This is a genomic window from Pseudomonas sp. NFX71 (genome assembly GCF_048079215.1).
In the GTDB taxonomy this organism is placed as follows: Bacteria; Pseudomonadota; Gammaproteobacteria; order Pseudomonadales; family Pseudomonadaceae; genus Aquipseudomonas; species Aquipseudomonas fluorescens_B.
Genome location: NZ_CP182230.1, coordinates 2,343,554 through 2,363,944, shown reverse-complemented (window position 1 = coordinate 2,363,944; position 20,391 = coordinate 2,343,554). Strand labels below are relative to the sequence as shown.

13 protein-coding genes are annotated in these 20,391 nt (G+C 60.0%); 1 reads left to right on the top strand and 12 read right to left on the bottom strand.

The genetic code is table 11. The features are described from left to right. Positions 1-94 precede the first annotated feature (94 nt). From gbpA to ACM1ZW_RS10880, 12 genes are all read right to left on the bottom strand, one after another. A complete protein-coding gene (gene gbpA / locus ACM1ZW_RS10935) occupies positions 95-1,561 on the bottom strand; it encodes an N-acetylglucosamine-binding protein GbpA (protein WP_414884973.1) in 1,467 nt (488 codons plus the stop codon). Between the two features lie 292 nt (positions 1,562-1,853). Beyond that, positions 1,854-2,921, bottom strand: coding sequence for a uroporphyrinogen decarboxylase (hemE, locus tag ACM1ZW_RS10930; protein WP_017336130.1), 1,068 nt, complete (start codon positions 2,919-2,921; stop codon positions 1,854-1,856). A gap of 252 nt (positions 2,922-3,173) precedes the next feature. Further along, positions 3,174-4,592, bottom strand: coding sequence for an FAD-dependent oxidoreductase (locus tag ACM1ZW_RS10925; RefSeq protein ID WP_017336129.1), 1,419 nt, complete (start codon positions 4,590-4,592; stop codon positions 3,174-3,176). A 33-nt stretch (positions 4,593-4,625) separates the two neighbouring features. Then, positions 4,626-9,071, bottom strand: a complete 4,446-nt coding sequence (gene gltB, locus ACM1ZW_RS10920) for a glutamate synthase large subunit (RefSeq protein ID WP_017336128.1) — start codon at positions 9,069-9,071, stop codon at positions 4,626-4,628. 350 nt (positions 9,072-9,421) lie between these two features. After that, positions 9,422-11,020: an AAA family ATPase gene (locus tag ACM1ZW_RS10915; protein ID WP_017336127.1), complete on the bottom strand. Its 1,599-nt coding sequence runs from the start codon at positions 11,018-11,020 to the stop codon at positions 9,422-9,424. 10 nt (positions 11,021-11,030) lie between these two features. Next, positions 11,031-12,131, bottom strand: a complete 1,101-nt coding sequence (aroB, locus tag ACM1ZW_RS10910) for a 3-dehydroquinate synthase (RefSeq protein WP_017336126.1) — start codon at positions 12,129-12,131, stop codon at positions 11,031-11,033. Positions 12,132-12,282: 151 nt separating this feature from the next. Next, positions 12,283-12,801 (bottom strand): shikimate kinase AroK, encoded by a 519-nt coding sequence (gene aroK, locus ACM1ZW_RS10905; protein WP_017336125.1) that lies wholly within the window; start codon positions 12,799-12,801, stop codon positions 12,283-12,285. A 4-nt stretch (positions 12,802-12,805) separates the two neighbouring features. Beyond that, on the bottom strand, positions 12,806-14,905 hold the full coding sequence (pilQ, locus tag ACM1ZW_RS10900; RefSeq protein WP_416740524.1) for a type IV pilus secretin PilQ: 2,100 nt from the start codon (positions 14,903-14,905) through the stop codon (positions 12,806-12,808). Positions 14,906-14,918: 13 nt separating this feature from the next. Beyond that, complete coding sequence (locus ACM1ZW_RS10895) at positions 14,919-15,446, bottom strand: pilus assembly protein PilP (RefSeq protein ID WP_416740523.1); 528 nt, start codon at positions 15,444-15,446, stop codon at positions 14,919-14,921. After that, the gene (gene pilO / locus ACM1ZW_RS10890) at positions 15,443-16,066 is read right to left on the bottom strand and encodes a type 4a pilus biogenesis protein PilO (RefSeq protein WP_017336122.1); all 624 of its coding nucleotides are present in this window, start codon (positions 16,064-16,066) and stop codon (positions 15,443-15,445) included. The genes ACM1ZW_RS10895 and pilO overlap by 4 nt, the downstream gene beginning before the upstream one ends. Continuing rightward, positions 16,063-16,629 (bottom strand): PilN domain-containing protein, encoded by a 567-nt coding sequence (locus ACM1ZW_RS10885; protein WP_416740522.1) that lies wholly within the window; start codon positions 16,627-16,629, stop codon positions 16,063-16,065. Before ACM1ZW_RS10885 ends, pilO begins: the two co-directional genes overlap by 4 nt. Then, positions 16,629-17,693, bottom strand: coding sequence for a pilus assembly protein PilM (locus ACM1ZW_RS10880; protein ID WP_017336120.1), 1,065 nt, complete (start codon positions 17,691-17,693; stop codon positions 16,629-16,631). The genes ACM1ZW_RS10885 and ACM1ZW_RS10880 overlap by 1 nt, the downstream gene beginning before the upstream one ends. Before the next feature lie 217 nt (positions 17,694-17,910). Between ACM1ZW_RS10880 and ACM1ZW_RS10875 the strand changes: the two genes are divergently transcribed. Then, entirely contained in the window at positions 17,911-20,349 is a 2,439-nt protein-coding gene (locus ACM1ZW_RS10875) for a penicillin-binding protein 1A (RefSeq protein WP_416740521.1), read from the top strand. The last annotated feature ends 42 nt before the right edge of the window (positions 20,350-20,391 follow it).

Genomic DNA, 20,391 nt, shown 5'->3' with positions numbered 1-20,391 from the left:
TAACCCAAAACCGTCATTTTTCAACTCGATTTTCTACAAGAGGAAGAACCCTCAGGCGATCCATTCGCGGATCGCCTGAAGGGTTACGGCGGGCTTAAAGCTTGTCCCACGCCATGTGCCAGTGCGCCCCTACGCCAGGTTCAAAACCATTGGCGGTCGGGCTGTATTGCTTGCAGTAGCCGGACTCGGGGAACGGCTTGCATTCGAAGACTTCGTTGGTCTTCGGTTGCAGCACTTTGGTACCGGCGGTGTATTCGCCGAGGCCTTCAGGGAACACGAAGTCATGCTCGACGCCAGCGCCTTCACCGGTCATGTTGGTCGGCTGGGTATCCTGGCGAGTGGTACGGCCATCCAGGGTGGTGCCGACCAGTGTCAGCGTGTGTTGGCCAGGGTTACTGCGCACATCCAGGGTCAACGTCGTCGAGCCGCTGTCCACCTGTGCAGAGGTGGTGCCGACCGGCTTGTTGTTCTCATCGAACAAGGTCGCTTCAACGTTCATTTTGCGATTGGAGATCATGCTGAAACCGACCTTGGCCAGGCCTTTTTCCAGAACGTATTCAGCTTGCTGAGAAGCTACCGACATGCGTGCTGCAGCGTCTTCCTTCATGTCCAGTTGAACTTCGAAACGGGTCACGCCGCTTTCTTTTTGGGCATAAAGGGTGTTGTTACCCCGGACCGGTTCGATGTTGCCGCTCTCACCACGAATACCGGCGCGGATGAGGGTGTGAGTGGCGTTGATCTTTTCTGCCAGTTTGAACGCCCAGTTGTTTGGCAAGCCTTCTTCGGCAGTGGCGATGGCGATTTCCACGTCGTAATCCGGGCTAACGCCATTGGCGGAGAATGCACGGGCCTTGACCTTGTCGCCGATCAGCAATTCGGTCGACGGTGCGATACCGCCAACGGAAGACCAGCCGCCCGGCAACTCTGCTTCGGCAATAATGTTCACATCGGCCGGGTTGTAGAACGCTGCGTCGGTGTCTCCAACCGTCCAGACCGCCAGAATCACATGCTGGCCGGACTTGTCTGTCGGGATGGTGCAGTTGTGCTTGTCACCCGATCCAGGCTTCTGATTACCACCCTCAATGGTGCAGAACGGCGTGCTTTCAAAGGTGGCCCGTTTCAGCGACTCGTTCGGATTCCAGCCGTTGCGAGTGATGAAGTATTCATGTTTGGTTGCCGGGTGAACCGCGGTGTAGCGCCATTGGAAATCGATGTTGCGGTCCTTGATTTCCGTCAGATGCCAACGGGTGGCGGACTGGGCATCCATCGCGGAGAACGATGGATGACCGCCACTCGGAATCTTGCCGTCGATCGGCCCTTGCAGAGGAGCACCACCTGCACCCGCCGGAAAGCCTTTGAACGTTTCGCCGACACTTTGAGGTTCGTATTGCGCGGGGCCACAGTGGGTGTTCAAGCCTTTCTGGCAAAGCAATGCCCGCGAAGGTGGCACTTCAAGATAGCCATGGGCAGCAACAGTTTGAGACGCCAACATTGCCGATAACAGGATCATTGGAGAGGCGCATGCGGTTAGTGCACCTCCCTTGTGGAAATTTTTTTTCATCACTGCGTTCCAGACTACTTATCGAAAATTAAGGCGCCTTGCGGGCGCCACTGTTCGTAGTGCCGCTCGGTGTGCGGCACCAAACGAAGGGCTGGAACCTTACCGGGATGAACGCGTTTTCTATGTAGGACAAGTCTTCGCTTACATGAGGATTGATCTCTCTCTTCACTCATCTGACAAAGAGAGAGGAATTTCTTACAGATGAAAACGCATCAGGCTGGCATACGTTTTTCAGGCATAAAAAAAGCCTGTCCGGCGTTGACCGGACAGGCTTGATGAAACGCGGGTATGACTACTCGTGATACTGCGCCGACAACTCATGCACCGCGCGCAGGAACGCACCCGCATGCTCGGGATCGACCTCCGGGGTGATGCCATGTCCGAGGTTGAACACGTGACCGCTGCCCTTGCCATAACTGGCGAGGATCCGGCCGACTTCGGTGCGAATGGCTTCCGGTTTGGCGTAGAGGACCGTCGGGTCCATGTTGCCTTGCAACGCGACCTTGTTGCCGACGCGATCGCGGGCGTTGCCGATGTCGCACGTCCAGTCCAGGCCCAGCGCATCAGCACCCGCGTCGGCGATGCTTTCCAGCCACAGGCCGCCGTTCTTGGTGAACAGGATGACCGGAACCTTGCGGCCTTCGTGTTCGCGGATCAGGCCGCTGACGATTTTGCGCATGTAGGCCAGGGAGAATTCCTGATACGCCGCCGCTGAGAGGTTGCCGCCCCACGTGTCGAAAATCTGTACCGCTTGCGCGCCGGCCATGATCTGGCCGTTGAGGTAGGACGTGACCGACTGCGCGAGCTTGTCCAGCAGCAGGTGCATGGCTTGCGGGTTGTCGTAGAGCATGGCTTTGGTCTTGCGGAAGTCTTTCGACGAACCGCCTTCGACCATGTAGGTAGCCAATGTCCATGGACTGCCGGAGAAACCGATCAGCGGCACACGGCCGTTCAGTTCGCGGCGAATGGTGCTGACCGCGTCCATCACGTAGCCGAGGTCTTTGTGCGGGTCAGGAATCGGCAGGGCTTCGATATCGGCCATCGTGCTGACAACTTTCTTGAAGCGTGGACCTTCGCCGGTTTCGAAGTACAGGCCTTGGCCCATGGCGTCCGGGATGGTGAGGATGTCCGAGAAGAGGATCGCCGCGTCCAGTTGCGGATAGCGGTCGAGTGGCTGCATGGTGACTTCGCAAGCGAACTCCGGGTTCATGCACAGGCTCATGAAATCACCGGCCTTGGCACGGCTGGCGCGGTATTCCGGCAGGTAGCGACCGGCCTGACGCATCATCCACACAGGGGTGACGTCTACGGGTTGCTTGAGCAGGGCGCGAAGGAAACGGTCGTTCTTCAGGGCAGTCATGTCGGCATCCGGAAAAAAAGTGCGGGCATTTTCTCAGAGCGCGAGGCAAAAGGCACGGTTGCAGGTCAGCCTTTTGTCTATCGGGTCAATTTGTCGCAACAAATACGCAGATTTCAGCAACACCCGCAAACCAATGTGGGAGCTGGCCGGCCAGCGATGCGGCCACCTCGGTGATCAGTCAGACCGAGGTGATGCTATCGCTGGCCGGCCAGCTCCCACAGGGTTACTGCCTGTCAGGTCTGAACCGGCGGGTTAGACGCCCAGGTAATCCAGAATCCCTTCAGCCGCATTGCGGCCTTCGAAGATCGCCGTCACCACCAGGTCAGAGCCGCGAACCATGTCGCCACCGGCGAAGATTTTCGGATTGCTGGTCTGGTGCTTGTACTGACCTTGTTCCGGCGCCACAACACGGCCCTGGCTGTCGGTCTGGATACTGAACTGCTCGAACCACGGCGCCGGGCTCGGGCGGAAGCCGAAAGCGATAACCACAGCGTCGGCCGGGATGATCTCTTCGGAACCCGGGATCGGCTCGGGGCTGCGACGGCCACGGGCGTCCGGTTCGCCGAGACGGGTCTCGACCACCTTCACACCTTCGACCTTGTCTTCGCCAACGATGGCGATCGGCTGGCGGTTGTAGAGGAATTTCACGCCTTCTTCCTTGGCGTTCTTCACCTCTTTGCGCGAGCCCGGCATGTTCGCTTCGTCACGGCGATACGCACAGGTCACCGACTTGGCGCCCTGGCGGATCGAGGTACGGTTGCAGTCCATCGCCGTGTCGCCGCCGCCCAGCACCACAACCTTCTTGCCTTTCATGTCGACGAAATCTTCCGGCGACTTTTCGAAGCCCAGGTTGCGGTTGACGTTGGCGATCAGGAAGTCGAGCGCGTCATGCACGCCCGGCAGATCCTCACCGGCAAAGCCGCCCTTCATATAGGTGTAGGTGCCCATGCCCATAAACACGGCATCGTATTCTTCGAGCAGTTGCTCGACGGACACGTCCTTGCCCACTTCGGTGTTCAGGCGGAACTCGATGCCCATGCCGGTGAAGACTTCGCGACGATTGCTCAGCACGGTCTTTTCCAGTTTGAACTCGGGAATGCCGAAGGTCAGCAGACCGCCGATTTCCGGGTTCCTGTCGAACACCACCGGGGTCACGCCGCCGCGTACCAGCACGTCGGCACAGCCGAGGCCGGCCGGGCCTGCGCCGATGATCGCGACACGTTTGCCGGTCGGCTTGACCTTGGACATGTCGGGGCGCCAGCCCATGGCGAACGCGGTGTCGGTGATGTACTTCTCGACCGAACCGATGGTCACCGCGCCGAAACCGTCGTTAAGGGTGCAGGCACCCTCGCACAGACGATCCTGCGGGCACACCCGGCCGCAGACTTCCGGCAGGGTGTTGGTCTGGTGTGACAGCTCGGCGGCCTGAAGGATGTTGCCCTCGGCCACCAGTTTCAGCCAGTTCGGAATGAAGTTGTGCACCGGGCACTTCCATTCGCAATACGGGTTACCGCAACCCAGGCAACGGTGGGCCTGATCGGCCGAATGCTGGGGTTTGAAGGGTTCGTAGATCTCCACGAACTCTTTCTTGCGTTGACGCAACAGTTTCTTCTTCGGATCTTTGCGCCCGACGTCGATGAACTGGAAGTCGTTATTCAGACGTTCAGCCATTGTTAAAACCTCATCAAACTGTTCAGGCGCATATCACTGCGGGTTGGCACGGGTGCTGGAAAGCAACGTTTTCAAGCTGGCAGCCTTCGGCTTGACCAACCAGAAACGGCGCAGGTAGTCATCGAGGTTTTCCGCGAGTTCACGACCCCACTCGCTGTCGGTTTCCTCGACGTACTCGTTCAGCACGCGTTGCAGGTGGCTACGGTAGGCTTCCATCGCTTCGCCGCTGATCCGCTGGATTTCCACCAGTTCGTGGTTGACCCGGTCAACGAAGGTGTTGTCCTGGTCGAGCACGTAGGCGAAACCGCCGGTCATGCCTGAGCCGAAGTTGTAACCGGTCTTGCCCAAAACGCAGACGAAACCACCGGTCATGTACTCGCAGCAGTGATCGCCGGTGCCTTCCACCACGGTGTGAGCACCGGAGTTACGCACTGCGAAACGCTCGCCTGCGGTGCCGGCCGCGAACAATTTGCCGCCGGTCGCGCCGTACAGGCAGGTGTTGCCGATGATCGCACTGTCCTGAGTCTTGTAGGCGCTGCCCTTCGGCGGAACGATGACCAGCTTGCCGCCGGTCATGCCTTTGCCGACGTAGTCGTTGGCGTCGCCTTCCAGGTACATGTTCAAGCCGCCGGCGTTCCACACACCGAAGCTCTGACCGGCCGTCCCTTTGAAGCGGAAGGTGATCGGCGCGTTCGCCATGCCCTGGTTGCCGTGCTTGCGCGCAATTTCGCCGGAGATCCGCGCGCCGATGGAGCGGTCGCAGTTGCAGATATCCAGGGCGAAATCGGCACCGCTCATGTCGTTGATGGCCGAAGTGGCCATGTCGACCATTTTCTCGGCCAGCAAGCCTTTGTCGAACGGTGGGTTGCGGTCGACCTGGCAGAACTGAGGCTTGTCTGCCGGGATGTGATCGCTGCCCAGCAATGGCGTCAGGTCCAGGTGTTGCTGCTTGGCGGTCTGGCCTTCGAGGATTTCCAGCAGATCGGTACGGCCGATCAGCTCTTCGAGGGAGCGCACGCCCAGTTTGGCCAGCCACTCACGGGTTTCTTCGGCGACGTAGGTGAAGAAGTTCACCACCATGTCGACGGTGCCGATGTAGTGATCCTTGCGCAGCTTCTCGTTCTGAGTCGCAACGCCGGTGGCGCAGTTGTTCAGGTGGCAGATACGCAGGTATTTGCAGCCCAGCGCGATCATTGGCGCGGTGCCGAAGCCGAAGCTCTCAGCGCCGAGGATCGCGGCCTTGATCACGTCGAGGCCGGTTTTCAGGCCGCCATCGGTCTGCACCCGCACTTTGCCGCGCAAGTCGTTACCACGCAGGGTCTGGTGGGTTTCGGCCAGGCCGAGTTCCCACGGAGCGCCCGCGTATTTGATCGAGGTCAGCGGCGATGCACCGGTGCCGCCGTCGTAGCCGGAGATGGTGATCAAGTCCGCATAGGCCTTGGCCACACCAGCGGCGATGGTACCGACGCCGGCTTCTGCCACCAGCTTCACCGAAACCAGGGCCTTCGGGTTGACTTGTTTCAGGTCGAAAATCAGCTGCGACAAGTCTTCGATCGAATAGATGTCGTGGTGCGGCGGTGGCGAAATCAGGGTCACGCCCGGCACTGCGTAACGCAGCTTGGCGATCAGGCCGTTGACCTTGCCGCCTGGCAGCTGACCGCCTTCGCCGGGCTTGGCGCCCTGGGCGACCTTGATCTGCAGCACTTCAGCGTTGACCAGGTATTCCGGAGTGACACCGAAACGGCCGGTCGCGACTTGCTTGATTTTCGAGCTCTTGATAGTGCCGTAGCGCGCCGGGTCTTCGCCGCCTTCACCGGAGTTGGAACGCGCACCGAGGCGGTTCATGGCTTCGGCCAGGGCTTCGTGAGCTTCCGGCGACAAAGCGCCAAGCGAGATGCCCGCGGAGTCAAAGCGCTTGAGCACCGACTCCAGCGGTTCGATCTCGCTGATGTCCAGCGGTTTGTCCAGAGTCTTGACCTTGAACAGGTCGCGGATCATCGACACCGGGCGGTTGTCCACCAGCGCCGTGTATTCCTTGAACTTGCTGTAGTCGCCTTGCTGCACAGCAGCTTGCAAGGTGTTGACCACGTCCGGGTTGTAGGCGTGATATTCGCCACCGTGGACGAACTTCAGCAGGCCGCCCTGCTGGATCGGCTTGCGCGGACTCCAGGCTTCGGCGGCCAGGGCTTTCTGCTCGGCTTCGATGTCGACGAAACGTGCGCCCTTGATACGGCTCGGAACGCCGCGGAAGCTCAGGTCGCAGACTTCCTCGGACAGGCCGATGGCTTCGAACAGCTGCGCACCGCGGTACGAAGCGATGGTCGAAATACCCATCTTCGACAAGATCTTCAGCAGGCCTTTGGTGATGCCCTTACGGTAGTTCTTGAACACCTCATAGAGGTCGCCCAGCACTTCACCGGTGCGGATCAGGTCGCCCAGCACTTCGTAGGCCAGGAACGGATAGACCGCCGAGGCGCCGAAACCGATCAGTACCGCAAAGTGGTGCGGATCGCGTGCGGTAGCGGTTTCCACGAGGATGTTGGAGTCGCAACGCAGGCCTTTTTCGGTCAGGCGGTGGTGCACCGCGCCGGTGGCCAGGGAGGCGTGGATCGGCAACTTGCCCGGGGCAATGTGACGGTCACTCAAGACGATCTGGGTGCGACCGGCGCGAACGGCTTCTTCAGCCTGATCGGCGACATTACGCACAGCGGCTTCAAGGCCGACGCTCTCGTCATAGTTGAGGTCGATGATCGCGCGCTCGAAGCCCGGACGATCGAGATTCATCAGCGAGCGCCACTTGGCCGGAGAAATGACCGGCGAGCTGAGGATCACACGCGAAGCATGTTCCGGCGACTCCTGGAAGATGTTGCGCTCGGCACCGAGGCAGATCTCCAGCGACATGACGATGGCTTCACGCAGCGGGTCGATCGGCGGGTTGGTGACCTGCGCGAACTGCTGGCGGAAATAGTCGTACGGCGTGCGCACGCGCTGGGACAGCACGGCCATCGGCGTATCGTCGCCCATCGAGCCAACGGCCTCGTAGCCTTGCTCGCCGAGCGGGCGCAGCACTTGGTCGCGCTCTTCGAACGTGACCTGGTACATCTTCATGTACTGCTTGAGCTGGTCGACGTCGTAGAACGCCGAACCGTGGTCGTTGTCTTCCATGGTCGCCTGGATGCGCAGGGCATTCTTGCGCAGCCATTGCTTGTACGGATGACGGGACTTCAGGCGGTTGTCGATGGCGTCGGTGTCGAGGATCTGACCGGTTTCGGTGTCCACGGCAAAGATCTGGCCCGGCCCCACACGGCCCTTGGCGATCACGTCTTCAGGCTGGTAGTTCCAGACACCGATTTCGGACGCCAGGGTGATGAAACCGTTTTTGGTCGTGACCCAGCGCGCCGGGCGCAGACCGTTACGGTCGAGCAGGCACACCGCGTAGCGACCGTCGGTCATGACCACACCGGCCGGGCCGTCCCACGGCTCCATGTGCATCGAGTTGTATTCGTAGAACGCACGCAGATCCGGGTCCATGGTTTCGACGTTCTGCCACGCAGGCGGAATGATCATCCGCACGCCACGGAACAGGTCGATGCCACCGGTGACCATCAGCTCGAGCATGTTGTCCATGCTGGAGGAGTCGGAACCGACACGGTTGACCAGCGGGCCGAGTTCTTCCAGATCCATCAGATCGTTGGTGAACTTGGTGCGACGGGCCTGGGCCCAGTTGCGGTTGCCGGTAATGGTGTTGATCTCGCCGTTGTGGGCGAGGAAGCGGAACGGTTGCGCCAGCGGCCATTTCGGCAGGGTGTTGGTGGAGAAGCGCTGGTGGAACACGCAAATCGAGGTTTGCAGGCGCTGGTCGCTGAGGTCTGGATAGAAGGCGGTCAAATCCGCCGGCATCATCAGGCCTTTATAAATGATGGTCTTGTGGGAAAAGCTGCAGATGTAGTGATCGACGTCGGCGGCGTTGGCCACGGACGAGCGACGACGGGCGCTGAACAGCTTGATCGCCATGTCCTGATCGCTCAGGCCTTCACCACCGATGTAGACCTGCTCGATCTGCGGCAAGCGCTCGAGGGCCAGGCGGCCGAGGACACTGGTGTCGATCGGCACTTTGCGCCAGCCGACCAGGGTCAGGCCTTCAGCCAGGATCTCGCGGTTCATGTTCTCGCGAGCGGCTTCGGCCTTGACCGGGTCCTGGTTGAAGAAAACCATGCCCACTGCGTATTGCTTGGGCAATTCGACGCCGAAGGTTTCCTGGGCGATCGCTCGCAGGAACACATCCGGCTTTTGAATCAGCAGACCGCAACCGTCACCGGTCTTGCCGTCGGCGTTGATCCCACCGCGGTGGGTCATGCAGGTCAGGGCCTCGATGGCCGTTTGCAAAAGGGTATGACTGGGCTCGCCCTGCATGTGGGCTATCAGGCCGAAACCGCAGTTATCCTTGAATTCATCTGGTTGGTACAGACCTGCTTTCATAGACACTTTCTCACCAGGCTGCCTCTTATCAAGGCAAATTTCTTTTCAATTCAACCACTTGCATTCCACGCCGAACGTACGCCGGCTTAGCGGGGGCAAAAGGGTGGTCATTGTACACAGCGACACAGACGCTCACAAATTTGACGACGAACTGTCGCAAATCTATGTCGCATTTGTGAAAGGTTTAAAGCGATCTGCTGTGCTAGTCAAAACTTTTTTAATTCTGACCGCAACGACTCAAAGACTACTGTAACGCAGACACCACAAGGCACGCGGTCTGTAGAGACGGCGCGCACTTGCAGAAATTTTGAGGTGCTTGGAGAGGCGGCCTGGGTAAGGCCGCCGAATCTTCAGCGAGTTGTTGCCAGTTCCTGTTGGACGCTGGCGACAGTGCGAGGCCAAGGTTTACCAGCCTGAACCTTCGCTGGCAAGGCCTTGATGGCGGTAACGGCCGCATCGCGGTTGGCGAAGCTACCGTAAGTGATGACGTAAAGCGGCTTGCCGTTGAGGACTTTCTTGAAATAACGGTACTCGCCGCCCTGCTCCTTCACGAAGGATTGCGCGGCCGCTTCAGAGCTGGTGCCGAGGATCTGCACCACGTAGTTGCTCGTCGGCTGCCCGGCGTACCAGGTGCCGCCAGCGCCTTTGGCAGCAGCAGCGGCTGGCTTCTCGGCAGGCTTGGCGGTAGCGACCGCGGCTGGCTTGGCTGGCGCTGGCGCCGGCTTCACCGCAGGGGCAGTCGGGACAGGCTTGGCTGTCGCGACCTGAGTCGGCGCAGGCGTCGGCTTGGCGGCTGGCGTCGGTGCAGGACCGGCCGGAACGCCTGCAGGAGGCGCGGTGGTGGTCACGGTCGGCGGTGTATCGCTGGAGCCTTCGACCGGCACGCCATCGTCGCCTTCGGTGATACCACCGGCCGCTTCCGCGAGGGGACCGCGCATGACCGGTTGCGAATTACCGACCAGCGGCAACGGCATCGGTTGCGAGTTACCGGCGAACTCCACGGCAGGTGCGCCGCCGCTGTTAGGTTGTGGCGTGCCCTGGCCAAGCGGCAGTTGCGCCTGTTCGTTGGCAGGTGCGCCGGTGGTCGGTGCTTTGCTGCGACCCGGCATCAACCAGGCGGCGGCCACCGCGACCACGACAACGGCGGAAATCGCCAATACGTGTTTCTTCGGCATGTTGAACCCCATACTTGGACGCTTGACCGCAGAGCGGCTGGCAATCATGGCTTCGATCATTGCATCGCGGGCAACCTGATTGATGTTGCCAGGCCAGCCGTCGGAGCTTTCGTGAATATCAGAGATCTGATCCGCGGTAAAAAGTTCGATACCGCGACCTGCACCTTCTAGCCGCTGGTCCAGATACTCGCGGGTTTCTTCTTCGGTGTAAGGCTGCAGTTCGATGACGTGGAAGCGCTCTTCTTCAAGGTTCAACGCCTCGAGTTGCGCGATCAGCGAGGACTCGCCGAACAGGAACACATGCGGACGACCTTCCGGTGCACCCGCGGCCAGCTCCATCAAGGCTTCCAGTGCGGACTCGTCGAGCTGCTCGGCATCGTCCACCAGCAAATAGACTTCCTGACCCGTCAGCGCGAGCTGCACGACCTGAGACAGGATCGGGCCGATCTCTGCCTGAGCGACGTTCAACGCCTGGGCCACCTGACGCAGCACGCCAGCCGCATCGCCCGCGCCACGAGCGGAAACCACCACGCTCTGAACGGATTGTTTGTTGGTACTGGCCACCAGAGCCTGTCGCAACAGGGTCTTGCCACTGCCTTGCGGGCCGGTAACCACCAGCAGCAACTGGCTGTAGCGGGCCAGGTGATGCAGCTGTCCCAGCACCGGTTTGCGCTGGGCCGGGAAGAATTTGAAGCCAGGCACCCGTGGAGCAAAAGGGTCATGGCTTAACTGGTAATGGCCGAGGAAAGCCTCGTCGGCGTGCAAACTAGTCATCGGGATCTTATTAACCTTTAAGCTGAGCCAGGGCGCGGTAGTCCGCTCCCAGCGTGGCCTGTAGAACCTCTTTCGGATAATCGTCGGTCACCACCGCTTCGCCCATGTGGCGCAGCAGCACCAGGCGCAAACGACCGTCGATCACTTTCTTGTCAATTGCCATGTGTTCGAGAAAATCGGCTTCAGTCATCTCTTCGGGCGGAATGACCGGCAGGCCGGCACGCTGGAACAGGCGAATGCCGCGATCACGCTCCTGCTCGCTGATCCAGCCCAGGCGCGCGGACATCTCCAGGGCCATTACGGTGCCAGCAGCTACTGCCTCGCCATGTAGCCACACACCATATCCCATGTGGGTTTCGATGGCATGGCCGAAGGTGTGTCCCAGGTTCAGGGTGGCACGAACGCCGGTTTCCTTCTCGTCGGCACCGACCACCGCCGCCTTGGCCGCGCAGGAACGTTCGATCGCATACGTCAGGGCAACCTGGTCCAAGGCGCGCAGGCGATCGACGTTTTCTTCGAGCCAGGTGAGGAACGGCTCGTCGCAAATCAGCCCGTACTTGATGACTTCAGCCAGCCCGGCGGACAACTCGCGAGCCGGCAGGGTATTGAGGGAGGCGGTATCGATCAAGACCACGTTCGGCTGATAGAAGGCGCCGACCATGTTTTTGCCCAGGGGATGATTGATCCCGGTCTTGCCGCCGACCGAGGAGTCGACTTGCGACAGCAGGGTAGTCGGAACCTGGATGAAATCGACACCGCGCTGGTAGCAGGCAGCAGCAAAACCGGCCATGTCACCAATCACACCGCCGCCGAGGGCGATCACGGTGGTGCGGCGATCATGGCGTGCGGTCAGCAGACCGTCGAAAATCAGTTGCAGGGTTTCCCAGGTCTTGAAGGCTTCGCCGTCGGGCAGCACTACGGAAATCACCGAAAACTGCGCAAGGCTGCGGGTCAGACGTTCGAGATAGAGCGGCGCAACGGTTTCGTTGGAGATGATCGCCACTTGCCGCCCGCGAATATGCGGGGCCAGCAGCTCGGGCTGATCCAACAAACCTTCGCCAATATGAATCGGGTAGCTGCGCTCGCCTAGATCGACCTTGAGTGTCTGCATGTGTCCCCACAGTGAAGATGGAATCAGGCGTCCTGCCTTGAGTTATCGAATGTCCGCGGCATTTGCTGGTGTGACGCCGTTCGGCAACCTTGCGCCACAACCTTGAGCGGTCGTGGCAGGACGCCGAGGATAGCGCATTTCGCGCTGTGCTTTAACGGGGAGGCAGCTGCTGCAGGCGGTCAAGAATGTCGAGCACCACCATTCGCGGCGGTCGCTCATCGGTTTCCACTACCAGGTCGGCGATTTCCCGATACAGCGGATCGCGCAACTCCAGCAGGTCCCGAAGGGTCTTGGCCGGATCGGCAGTCCGCAACAGGGGTCGATTGCGGTCACGGGCGGTACGGCCAACCTGCTGTTCGACAGAAGCATGCAGATAAACCACCCGACCACCGGCGCGCAGTGCTCGACGGTTGGCTTCGCGCATGACCGCGCCGCCGCCGGTCGCCAGCACCACGCCATCGCAGCCGCACAGCTCGGCAATCATCGCCTGCTCGCGGTCACGAAAGCCCGGCTCGCCTTCCTTATCGAAAATCCATGGGATATTGGCGCCGGTGCGCAATTCAATTTCCTTATCGGAATCTTTGAATGGCAGGCGCAGCTCTTTGGCCAGCAACCGGCCGATGGTGCTTTTTCCAGCCCCCATCGGTCCAACAAGAATCAAATTTCGCACAGAATCAATGACTCACAGCAATCGCCTGATTGTTCATGATACGCGGAGTGAGAAATACCAGCAGCTCGGATTTTTTCTCCGAAACCACGTCACGCCGGAAAAGGCGGCCAAGATACGGCACATCACCGAGAAATGGCACCTTATCTACAACCTTGCTCTGAGTATTTGAGAAAACCCCACCGATCACGATGGTCTCGCCGTCATTGACGAGAACCTTGGCATTGACCTCGTTTTTCTTGATGGGCGGTACATCCTGCACCTTGTTCAGGTAGTCCGGTTCGTCCTTGGTGACCTTGACCTCCATGATGATCCGGTTGTCCGGGGTAATCTGCGGCGTCACTTCCAGCGACAGCGAGGCCTCCTTGAACGATACCGACGTAGCGCCGCTGGAGCTGGCTTCCTGGTACGGGATCTCGGTGCCCTTGAGGATTTTTGCGGTTTCCTTGTCGGAGGTAACCACCTTGGGTTGCGAGACGATTTCGCCGTTACCGGTTTTTTCCATCGCGGTCAGCTCAAGATCCAGCAGCACATTATCGGTGATGAAGGCGATGCCGAGCCCCGAAGTGTTGGCGGCGGTACCCATGTCGACGAACGGTGAGTTGGTGCTGGTGCTGCCCGGCGTACCAATGGTCGACGACGCGTTGGCGCCGTTGCTGACACCGGATGTGTTCCAGTTGCCCTTGTTCTGCACCGAACCACCCCAACGCACACCGAGGCTCTTGTCGTAGTCGACGTTCGCTTCGACGATCCGAGCCTCGATCATCACCTGACGCACCGGGATATCCAGTTGCGCGACAATACGGCGCAGCTCGTCGAGACGGTCCTGGGTCTGGTAGGCGATGATGTTATTGGTTCGTTCATCGACGGTGATCGAACCCCGCTCGTCGACTTTCGCTTCGGCACTGGTCACTGACTGGAACAGCTTGGCGATATCGGCCGCCTTGGCGTAATTGACTTGCAGCAGCTCGCGACGCAAAGGCGCCAGTTCGGCGATCTGCTTCTGCGACTCCAGTTCCTGGCGTTCGCGGGCGGCAATCTCATCGGCCGGCGCCACCAGCAACACGTTACCGATCTTTCGTTTGTCCAGGCCCTTGGTTTTCAGCACCAGGTCCAGCGCCTGATCCCACGGCACGTTCTGCAAGCGCAAGGTAATGCCGCCCTGCACCGTGTCGCTGGCCACCAGATTGAGGTTGGTGAAATCGGCGATCAGTTGCAGCACCGAGCGCACGTCAATGTCCTGGAAGTTCAGCGAGAGCTTTTCACCGGTGTAGGCAAAACGCTCGGCGTTGCGCTTCTGCAAGTCGTCTACGGTCATCGGGCGGACGCTGACGGTCAGCTTGTTGTCGGTTTGATAGGTCGAGTAATCGAACGCGCCGCTGGGCTCAATACTGATGGTCGCCCGGTCTCCCGTGGCGCTGGCGTTGACGAATTGCACGGGTGTGGCGAAATCCTTGACGTCCAGACGGACCCGCAACGGTTCCGGCAATTGGGTCCTGGCGAAACCGACGACAATCCTGCCATCGCGCTCCTGAATGTCCGGGGCGATGGACGGATCCGAGAGATCGATGACCACATTGCCTTCACCCTGGGTGCCGCGCTGGAAATCCACGCCGCGGATCGCCTTGCTCACCGGCGCATAGGCCTTGGCCGGCGCGGGAGTTGCCGTGGCGACGCGTGGCGGCTTGGGTGCGGTCGCAGGTGCAGGTGCAGAGGCGGCGTTACTGGTTCCGCGCCCGACCACCACAAACAGGTTATTGCCTTCGACACGAGCGGTGTACGGGGTCAATTGAGTCAGGTTGATGATCAGCCGCGTGCGGTCCTTGGCTTCCACCACCGTGGCACTGCGGGCATTGCCGCCGCCCAGGTCGCGAGTCTTGCTCGTTAGCTGGCTGACCACACCAGGCAGGTCCAGCGCGATCCGCGCAGGCTGCTCCGTCGTGTAACCGTGGGGCGCTGGAGGCGCGCCATCGAATGACAGCTTCAACTCGACGCGGTCTCCCGGCAGCGCAGCGACATCCAGCGCTTTGAGGTTGGCCGCTTGTACCATCGGCGAAAGCAACGCTATCCATAGCGAAACTCCGAAGGTTGCGAAAATCCTGTTCATTATTCGAGTTCCACTATGAGTGCTCTTTCAAAGGGATGGTCCGCGGCCGTTCCAGCCAGGCGCCTTCGCCGTCAGGAACGATTTCGACCACATCGACTTGCGAGCCGCTGATGGCAACGATCCGGCCATCGTTACGTCCCAGGTAATCGCCGACCTTCAACCGATGCACACCGCCTGCCCCGCGCAACAGCGCAAAGGAGCCAGCCGCATTGGAGATCGTGCCGACCATTTCAAACTGCTCGATGTTGAAACCTTCGAGGTACTGCTTGACCCGGTTGGGATCAGGCTTGACGTTGCGTGAGCCTTGTTTCTGGCCAGCCAGGTCGACCTTGACCTGCCGGGAAAAGGGACTGCGCAGGTTAGCGGCGTTGTAGGTGAACGTTGGGTAAGACCGGAATGTCGGCGTTGGTTCAATCCTGCCCGGTGCACGCAGGCGCATTTCGTTCATGTACGCGTCCAGGTCGCGGAAGTCAGTGTCGCCGCCACAACCGGCCAGAACGACCAGTATTCCGATCATCGGGATAAAACGCATCGGGGTCATTTCTGCAGCCCCTTGTCGTTATACCGGTAAGTCTTGGCAAGGATGCTCATGCGCAATTTCGTCCCGCCCTCAGGGTTGGCCGGTGCGAGATCGAAGTCATGCAGGGTGACGATGCGTGGCAACCCGGCCACGCCACTGACGAACGTGGCGAGGTCGTGATACGCGCCGGTAACAGTGATCTGGATCGGCAGCTCGATGTAGAACGGCTGGGTGACCTCCGGCAGCAGCTTGATTTCTTCGAACTCCAGGCCACTGCCCAGGCCGGTTCGAGTGATGTCCTCCAGCAGACCGGGCACTTCGGTGTCGCTGGGCAATTGCCGCAAGAGCACACCAAAGGAATTCTCCATTTCCTTCATCTGCTGGATATATAACTCCAGATTCGCCGCCATGTGCGCCTTGGAGGCAAACTGCTCTTTGAGCGTCGACTCTTCCTCACGCTTGAGTTCCAGCTGGCTCTCAAGGTCGCTGATGGAAAAGCTGTAGCCCAGCGCCAGCACCAGAACCATCAACAGCGCACCCGCCAGCGTCTTGATGGCAGGCGGCCAGGAACCCAGGTTGTTGGTGTCCAGATCGTTGATGTCAATCTTGCGCAAGCCTTCAATCCATTCGGCCAGCCTCATTGAACAGCCTCCGTAGCGGCTGGCTGGGTCTGGCGCACGGTCAACTGGAAGACGTTGGCCTGATCCAGCTGGCCGGCGGTGGTCGCCTTGACTTCCGTCAGGTTCGGCGCGTCGAACCAGTCCGATGCATCCAGGTTGCGCATAAGGTCTGACACACGGTTATTGGAATCTGCCGCGCCGGCAATGGACAGGGTCTTGCCTTCCATTTTCACCTCGGTGAAATACACCCCGTCCGGCAAGGTACGCGCCAACTGATCGAAGATCCGCCCGCTGATCGGACGATTGCCTTGCAGGTCCTGGATGATGCGCATGCGCTCGACGAGCTGCTGGCGACGGGCCTTCAGATCACTGATCTGCTTGATCCGCTCGTCGACCACCGTAATCTGTTTACCGATGTAATCGTTTCGGGCGACTTGTCGATCGATGGCGCCATTGATGGCCTGGTCCGCAATCAGTAACGCTGCCACTGAGCCCACCAGCACACCCACCAGCGCCAGCAAGAAGCGTTTGCGGCGCTGTTCCCGCAGTTCTTCGCGCCAGGGTAAAAGGTTGATCCGCGCCATCAGTCGAAACTCCTGAGGGCCAGCCCGCAAGCGATCATCAGCGCCGGCGCATCGCTGGCCAGGGCGCCAGCGTTGACCTTGCTGCTCAGGGTCATGTTCGAGAAGGGATTGGCCACCTGCGTCGGCGTGCTCAAACGCTGCTCGATCAACCGGTCCAGCCCCGGCACCGAAGCGGTACCACCGGCCAACAGGATGTGATCCACAGCGTTGTACTGCCCGGAGGCGAAGAAAAACTGCAACGATCGCGACACCTGCTGCACCAGCGCATCACGAAATGGCTGCAGCACCTCGCTGACGTAGTCGTCCGGCAAACCGCCCTGCTTCTTTGCCAACCCTGCTTGCTCGAGGGTCAGGCCATAACGTCGCTGGATTTCTTCCGTCAGTTGACGACCACCGAACAATTGTTCGCGGGTGTAGATGATGCGTCCGTTGTACAGGACGCTGAGCGTGGTCATGGTCGCACCGATGTCGACCACGGCAACCGTCAGACGGTCCTGAGCGGCTGCCAGCTGTCCGGCCAGCAAACCGAAGGATCGCTCCAGCGCATAGGCCTCGACATCGACCACGCGAGCGGTCAGGCCGGCCAGTGCGAGCGCCGCCTCACGGACTTCGACGTTTTCCTTGCGACAGGCCGCCAGCAACACATTGACCCGTTCGGGGTTGCGCGCCGATGCACCCTGGACTTCGAAGTCGATGGCCACTTCGTCCAGCGGATAAGGGATGTATTGATCAGCCTCGATTTTCAGCTGGTTTTCCAACTCGTCGTCGGAAAGACCGGCATCCATTTCGATGGTCTTGGTGATCACCGCCGAGCCGGCAACGGCCACTGCGACGTTCCTGAGACTGGTTCTGGCCTTGAGCAGCACGCGCGTGAGTGCCTGACCCACGCCTTCGAGCTCGGCGATATTTTTCTCGACCACCGCGCTGGCAGGCAACGGCTCTACCGCATAGGCTTCGACCCGGTAGCGGTCGCCCTGGCGGCTTAACTCCAGAAGCTTCACCGACGTAGAGCTGATGTCGATCCCCAAAAGCGTATTGGCCTTTTTATTGAAGAGTCCTAGCACTACCAATTCCCTATGACTATCCGTGAGTTACGGACTCTGTAATGTCCATTGCGTTCCATCCACCCGTCTTGACAGCAGCGCAAATGACGCTCTCGACGTAAAAATGCTTATAATGCCCAGCGATTTTTTCCGCTTTTTACGTCAAGCGCGGGTCGTTCTCCTTTTTTACCTGAACCCTGATGCCTCATTCATTCTTTGCCCTGGATATCCCAAAGCCTTGATTCGTCTGCTGAAGTTTTTCGGTTGGTCCATCGTCGCCGTTTTCTGCGGACTGCTTCTTGGTCTGACCGGCGCTTTTCTTTACCTTAGCCCCGGATTACCGTCTGTGGAGGCGCTGAGAAGCATTCAGTTGCAGATTCCTCTAAGGGTATACAGCAGCGATAACAAGTTGATCGCAGAATTTGGCGAAATGCGCCGCACTCCGATCCGTTTCGCCGATATTCCTCCCAATTTCATAAATGCGTTACTAAGTGCTGAAGACGACAATTTCGCCAACCATTATGGCGTCGATCCCAGCAGCCTGATGCGCGCCGCCACCCAATTGGTCAAAAGCGGCCACATTCAGTCCGGCGGCAGCACCATCACCATGCAGGTGGCGAAGAACTTCTTCCTGACCAGCGAACGCAGCTTTTCGCGCAAGACCACTGAAATCCTCCTGGCGCTGCAGATCGAACGGCAGCTGACCAAGGACGAGATCCTTGAGCTGTACGTCAACAAGATCTACCTCGGCAACCGCGCCTACGGCATCGAGGCGGCGGCGCAAGTGTATTACGGCAAGTCGATTCGTGACGTCAGCCTGGCGCAGATGGCGATGATCGCCGGTTTGCCAAAAGCCCCGTCGCGCTTCAACCCGCTGGCCAACCCGGCGCGCAGCAAGGAGCGTCGCGACTGGATCCTGGGGCGCATGTACAAGCTCGGAAAAATTACCGAAGCCGATTACACCGCTGCGATCAACGAGCCGCTGAACGCCAGTTATCACGTGCCGACCCCGGAAGTGAACGCGCCCTACATCGCTGAAATGGCTCGTGCCGAAATGGTCGGCCGCTATGGCAGCGATGCCTACACCGAAGGTTTCCGCGTCACGACCACCGTGCCGAGCAACCTGCAGGAAATGGCCAACACCGCGCTTCACGAAGGCTTGATGACTTACGATCAGCGCCATGGTTATCGTGGTCCCGAGTCACGCCTGCCGGGCAAGACGCGTGAAGCCTGGGCCGCCGAACTGACCAAGCAACGCACGATCAGCAGCCTTGAACCCGCCATCGTCACTCAGGTCGACAAGACCGGCCTGCAGGTGATGACCCGTACCGGCGACGAGCATGTTGGCTGGGACAGCATGAAATGGGCGCGGCCGTTCCTGAACACCAACAGCATGGGTGCCAACCCGAAGCAGCCGTCGGATGTTGCCCAGGTCGGCGACTTGATTCGCGTGCAACGCCAGCCGGACAATTCACTGAAGTTCAGCCAGATCCCGCAAGCACAAGGCGCGCTGGTTTCTCTTGATCCGCAGAACGGCGCCATTCGCTCGCTGGTCGGCGGCTTCGCCTTCGAGCAGAGCAATTACAACCGCGCCCTGCAGGCCAAGCGTCAGCCGGGCTCGAGCTTCAAACCGTTCGTCTACAGCGCCGCACTGGATAACGGCTACACCGCCGCCAGCCTGGTGAACGACGCACCGATCGTGTTCGTCGACGAATACCTGGACAAGGTCTGGCGCCCGAAGAACGACACCAACACTTTCCTCGGCCCTATCCGCCTGCGCGAAGGGCTCTACAAGTCGCGCAACCTGGTGTCGATCCGTCTGTTGCAGGCCCTGGGCATTGATCGCACCATCGACTACATCAGCAAGTTCGGCTTCAACAAGCAGGACCTGCCGCGCAATCTGTCGCTGGCCCTGGGCACCGCGACCCTGACGCCAATGGAAATCGCCACCGGCTGGAGCACGTTTGCCAACGGCGGCTACAAGATCAGCCCGTACATCATCGACAAGATCGAAAGCCGTAATGGCGACACGCTGTTCGTCGCCAACCCGCCGAGCGTGCCGAAAGGTGGTGTCGCAACGGATGGCATTGCCGCCCCCGCGGCCGAGGCCTTTACGGTCAACGCGACGCCGGGTGAGGCTTCGGGCCAACCCGCGCCTCAGGCACCCGCCGTGGCTGAACGCATTGTCGATGGCCGTACCACTTACATCCTCAACAGCATGCTCGAGGACGTGATCAAGCTCGGCACTGGCCGCCGCGCACTGGCCATGGGTCGCCCCGATATCGCGGGCAAGACCGGTACCACCAACGAATCCAAGGATGCGTGGTTCTCGGGCTACAACGCTGATTACGTGACCACCGTCTGGACCGGTTTCGACCAGCCGGAAAGCCTGGGCAAACGTGAGTTCGGCGGCACTGTGGCGCTGCCGATCTGGATGAATTACATGGCAGCCGCGCTCAAGGACAAGCCGCCGCATACGCAGCCAGAGCCGGAAGGCATTCTGAGCCTGCGGGTTGACCCGGTCAGTGGTCGCGCTGCCACCCCAGGCACGCCAGGCGCGTACTTCGAGCTGTTCAAGGCCGAAGATACGCCGCCCTCGGTGAATGAGCTGGGTAACGGCAACGCTCCGGGAAGCCCGCTGCCAGCGGATGAAGCGGCGCCTATCGATTTGTTCTGATCGCGCGGCACAATGCAAAAGCCCCGCCTTCGATGGAAGTGC

Bases quoted from the DNA above. Each gene is read 5' to 3' on its own strand.
- ACM1ZW_RS10915 (WP_017336127.1), bottom strand. From the start codon at position 11,020: ATGACTAGTTTGCACGCCGACGAGGCTTTCCTCGGCCATTACCAGTTA.
- hemE (WP_017336130.1), bottom strand. From the start codon at position 2,921: ATGACTGCCCTGAAGAACGACCGTTTCCTTCGCGCCCTGCTCAAGCAA.
- gltB (WP_017336128.1), bottom strand. From the start codon at position 9,071: ATGAAAGCAGGTCTGTACCAACCAGATGAATTCAAGGATAACTGCGGT.
- ACM1ZW_RS10925 (WP_017336129.1), bottom strand. From the start codon at position 4,592: ATGGCTGAACGTCTGAATAACGACTTCCAGTTCATCGACGTCGGGCGC.
- ACM1ZW_RS10895 (WP_416740523.1), bottom strand. From the start codon at position 15,446: ATGACCCCGATGCGTTTTATCCCGATGATCGGAATACTGGTCGTTCTG.
- ACM1ZW_RS10885 (WP_416740522.1), bottom strand. From the start codon at position 16,629: ATGGCGCGGATCAACCTTTTACCCTGGCGCGAAGAACTGCGGGAACAG.
- aroB (WP_017336126.1), bottom strand. From the start codon at position 12,131: ATGCAGACACTCAAGGTCGATCTAGGCGAGCGCAGCTACCCGATTCAT.
- gbpA (WP_414884973.1), bottom strand. From the start codon at position 1,561: ATGAAAAAAAATTTCCACAAGGGAGGTGCACTAACCGCATGCGCCTCT.
- pilO (WP_017336122.1), bottom strand. From the start codon at position 16,066: ATGAGGCTGGCCGAATGGATTGAAGGCTTGCGCAAGATTGACATCAAC.
- pilQ (WP_416740524.1), bottom strand. From the start codon at position 14,905: ATGAACAGGATTTTCGCAACCTTCGGAGTTTCGCTATGGATAGCGTTG.